General features: G+C 76.2%; 2 protein-coding genes. One reads left to right on the top strand and one right to left on the bottom strand.

What is annotated here, in order from left to right; translation table 11 throughout:
* Positions 1 to 392: 392 nt before the first annotated feature.
* Positions 393 to 1,778 carry an MFS transporter gene (locus AOK09_RS32035; RefSeq protein ID WP_055590732.1) on the top strand — a complete coding sequence of 462 codons (1,386 nt, stop codon included), beginning with the start codon at positions 393 to 395 and terminating at the stop codon, positions 1,776 to 1,778.
* Positions 1,779 to 1,824: 46 nt separating this feature from the next.
* Here AOK09_RS32035 and AOK09_RS32030 read toward each other — a convergent pair whose 3' ends face one another.
* Complete coding sequence (locus AOK09_RS32030) at positions 1,825 to 3,042, bottom strand: PP2C family protein-serine/threonine phosphatase (RefSeq protein ID WP_055590731.1); 1,218 nt, start codon at positions 3,040 to 3,042, stop codon at positions 1,825 to 1,827.
* Positions 3,043 to 3,314 lie beyond the last annotated feature (272 nt).

The following is a 3,314-nucleotide window of genomic DNA, read 5'->3' as shown; positions in this document are numbered from 1 at the left end:
GGACAGCGCAGTCCGGGGCCTGGTGCCGGGCTGGGGACGGGGCCGGTGGTGGTCGGGGGCTGCCCAGGCGGCGCGGCGGGGCCGGGGGCTGCCGGCAAGGAGAGGTGCGGAGGCCTCCCGGGGCGCCGTCCGGCGACGTGACCGATCCCACGTCCAGTCGGTGCACCCGCGCTGACCTGCGGCGCAGCTGATCCGTTCAGACGGGGTGTGACGGGCGTCCCACCATGCCGACGCCCCGGCCGGGCACACTGGCCAGGTCGCCGGGGCCCGAGGCACCAAGGCAGCGAGGCCGGACTGCCCCCCGACGACCAGCCCCGCACCTGGCCGACGCGGCCGCCGTCCGCCGTCCGGCGGCGGACGCCCGCGCCGGTTCCCCTCACCTCCTGGAAGCCATGCCGACTCCCAGCACCGCCTCCCGCCCTGCCGTCGTGACACCCCCCGCCTCGCGCCGCTCCCCGCTGCGCCGCCGCACCGGCACCACCGGACGCTCGCCCTGGCGCAGCCTGCGCCACTCCGGGATGCGCTGGTGGTCGCTGGCCAACCTGGTCTCCAACGCCGGGACCTGGATGCAGCTGACCGCGCAGAACCTGCTGGTGCTCCAGCTCACCGGGTCGGCGGCGCTCACCGGACTGTGCGTGGCCGCCCAGGCGGCGCCCGGTCTGCTGCTCGGCCCGCTCGGCGGCGCCGTGGTCGACGCCTGGCCGCGGAAGGTGACCGCGGCCGTCAGCCAGCTGCTGCTGGCCCTGGTCGCGGTGGCCACGGCCGCCCTGATCGCGCTGGGCATGCTCAACATCCCGGTGCTGCTGGTTCTCGCCGCCGTGAGCGGCCTGATCGCCACCGTCGACGCCCCCGCGTGCGCACTGCTCGGCAACGACCTGGTCCCGCGCGAGGACGTCCCGTCCGCGATCGCCCTGGGCTCGCTGGTGACCAACGCCGGACGGCTCGGCGGAGTCGCCCTCGCCGGGGTCGCCACCGCGGCCCTCGGCGCAGCGGCGGCGTACGCGGTCAACGGCGCGTCGTTCCTGTTCGTGGCAGCCGTCATCCCGTTCCTGCGGCTGCTCCCCGGGGCCGAGGGGGAGCCGGCGTCCGGCACCGCCCGGCGCCCCGCCGAACGCCCCCGCGTACGGGAGGGACTGGCGTTCTTCCTCGGGCGCCCGCAGCTGGCCGCGCTGGCGGCGGTCGCCGCGCTGAGCGCCGTACTGGGCCGCAACTACGCCCTGACACTCGCCGCGCTGGTCACCGGCCCGCTGCACGGAGGCCCCGAGGCCTACGGGGCGATCTCCACCGTGCTTGCCGTCGGCGGTATCGCCGGCGCGGTGATCGCCGGGCGGATGCAGCGCCCCGGCATCCGGCTGATCGCGGCGCTGGCCGCGGCGGGCGGTCTGCTGCAGGCGCTCGCCGCTCTGTCCCCCTCGCTGCTCCCGCTGGCCGTGCTGGTGGTGCCCATGGCCGTGGTCGAGACCGTCAGTGACACCGCCACCACCACGATGCTCCAGACCGACCCCCCGGCCGAGCTGAGGGGCCGGGTGCTGGGGACCTGGCGCAGTATGAGCACGGTCTGGAACCTCGCCGGTCCGCCGCTGCTCGGCCTGCTGCTGCAGGCGGCGGGACCGCGCGCCGCGCTGCTCTCCGGCGGTCTGGTCATCGCGGGCCTGATCGGTGTCGCGGCGCTCGCCCGCCGGGGCGCGGCCCGTGGCGGACGGGTGCGGGCGCCGGAACCGGCCTCCGCCATGGCAGCGGCTCCCGTGCCGGCGCCGGCCATGGTCCCCGCGGCCTGACGGACGGCCGCACCGGCGGCGGTACCGACAGGCCCCGCCGCCGGGCTCAGACGACCAGCGTCTCCTCCGCCCGGCCGTGCCACTCCACCAGCAGGGCGGTGGCGTCGTCGGTGAGTCTGCGCTGGTCGATCACGGCCCGGGCCAGCCGGCGGAGGGTCTCGTGCAGGCCCAACCCGCAGGAACAGTGGCGGAGCAGCTCGTCCACCAGCCGCTCCAGCCCGAACTCCCGCCCGTCGGCGTCGCGGGCCTCGATGATCCCGTCCGTGAAGAACAACAGCCGGTCGCCGGGCTGGAGCTGTTCATGGCAGACGACCGCTGCCAGGTCCATGCCCAGGCCCATGCCGAGCGGGGCGGCGGGCGGGCAGCTCAGCTCGGTCGGCCACCGCCCCTCGCGGACGACCACCGGCGGGTGGTGGCCGCTGTTGACCCAGCTCAGCCGGCCGGTCTCGGCGTTCAGCTCGGCGATGATGCCGGTGACGAAGCGGGTGGCGGCGAACTGCTCCAGTACCGCCGCGTCGACGGCGGCGACCACCTCGGTCAGCGGGGCGTCCCGGCGGCGGGCGCAGCGGCAGGCCGCCACCGCCAGACCGGCCGTGATCCCGGCGGCGGTGTCGTGCCCCATCGCATCGAAGATCGCCAGGTGTACCAGCGGACCGCAGACCGCGAAGTCGAAGGCGTCCCCGGAGACGTCGTAGGCGGGTTCCATCACGGCGCTCACGGCGACGCCGTCCCCGGCGTACGCGGGCGGCGGAGTGACCTGCCAGTCCATCTCGGCACCCACCCCCATGGGGGCGGTGCGGATGAGACGCGCGTAGGAGTCGCTGAAGCTCTGCCTGCTGACCAGAAGCAGCGCCGTCAGCGCGGCGAGGTCGCGGGCGGCCGCCAGGGTCTCCTCGTCGGGGGTGGCGGTGTCGACCCGCAGCACCCCCATCCGGACGACGCCGTCGGTGACGGGGATCCACCACCGCTTGCCGCCCGGAGCCTCCCCGACGGGATCCGGGACCACCTCGACCCGCTGGTAGGCCCGCCCGGCCAGCGTGCCGTCGACGGTGAGCTCCGCACCCCCCGCCCCCGCGTTCTGTCCCCGGCCGGTGAGCTGCCTGAGCACCTGCTGCTGGATGTCCGAGACGAAGATCACCGGCTGCTGCAGGCCGGCGCCCGCGGCGTGCTCGGCCAGCAGCTCGGGAAGGTGCTCCAGCGAGGTGGTACGGCTTGCCCGGAGCAGCCCGCCCAGCATCTGCCGTATCTGCGCGGCGTGATCCATGGCCCAGCTCCCTTTCAGTCCGCGAGACGCGTCCCAGCCGGGGCGCCGGCGGGGCAAGCCGGTGCGGGCGTGCATATACCCGGACGGAGGCCGGGCAATCCGCCGACCGGTCCCGCGCGGGGGGCGGCCCGCGGGGCGGCGACGTACGCGGGCAGCCGGGCACCGCGCCGAGCGGCCCCGGGTGCCGTCCCCCGGGCGGACCACCGGGCCGCCGCTCCGCCCACGGCACCCCCACCCCGCCTGGCTGCGGAAACTGTCCCTTATAAACATCT

Source organism: Peterkaempfera griseoplana, assembly GCF_001418575.1.
In the GTDB taxonomy this organism is placed as follows: Bacteria; Actinomycetota; Actinomycetes; order Streptomycetales; family Streptomycetaceae; genus Peterkaempfera; species Peterkaempfera griseoplana.
This window is presented reverse-complemented; position numbering and strand designations above follow the sequence as displayed.